Here is a 666-nt window from a genome sequence, read left to right as displayed (position 1 = left end):
GCCCGCATGGACGGCGCCGGGAGGTGGCAGATCGCGCTCCGGATCAAGATCCCGCTGATCGCGCCGGCGCTGATCCTGATCCTGGTCTTCTCACTCATCGGCACCCTGCAGTTCTTCAACGAACCCCAGATCCTGCGGTACCTCGCCGCGGGCACGATCGGGGCGGACTTCACCCCCAACATGTACGCGTACCAGCAGGCGTTCTCACTCGCCAACTTCAACTACGGCTCAGCGATCTCCTTCGCCCTCGGCGGGGTCGTCTTCATCTGCGTGTACGCGTTCCTGTTCCTCACCCGCAAGCGGAGGAGCTTCCTCTGATGACCGACCGCGCCAGCGCCGGAGCCGGCCCTCGCCGCCCGCAACGCTTCCTCCCCCTGCAGATACTCCTCGGTTTCCTGGTCGTCTACTTCCTCGTGCCCTTCTGGTGGGTCATCGTCAACAGCTCCAAGGACGCACCGGGCCTGTTCGGCGGTGGTAACACCCTGTGGTTCTCCGACCGGATCGACTACCTCGGGAACCTCCAGCAGCTGTTCACCTACGACGGTGGCATCTACGGCCGGTGGATCCTCAACTCGACCCTGTACGCGCTGGCGGGCGGAATCGGGGCGACGGTCCTGGCCGTCATGGCCGGCTACGGATTCGCCAAGTACCGCTTCGCCGCGCGGC

At 65.5% G+C, this 666-nt stretch carries 2 protein-coding genes; both read left to right on the top strand.

Annotated elements, in window-relative coordinates:
• The coding region (locus SM447_RS29345) for a carbohydrate ABC transporter permease (RefSeq protein WP_474576113.1) at positions 1–318 on the top strand (318 nt) is incomplete at its 5' end.
• On the top strand, positions 318–666 hold a 349-nt coding region (locus tag SM447_RS29340; protein WP_474576112.1), incomplete at its 3' end, for an ABC transporter permease family protein. The genes SM447_RS29345 and SM447_RS29340, both read left to right, overlap by 1 nt.

The organism is Micromonospora aridisoli (assembly GCF_056150025.1).
Note: the sequence above shows the minus strand (reverse complement) of the source record. Positions and strands in the feature narration are given on the sequence as shown.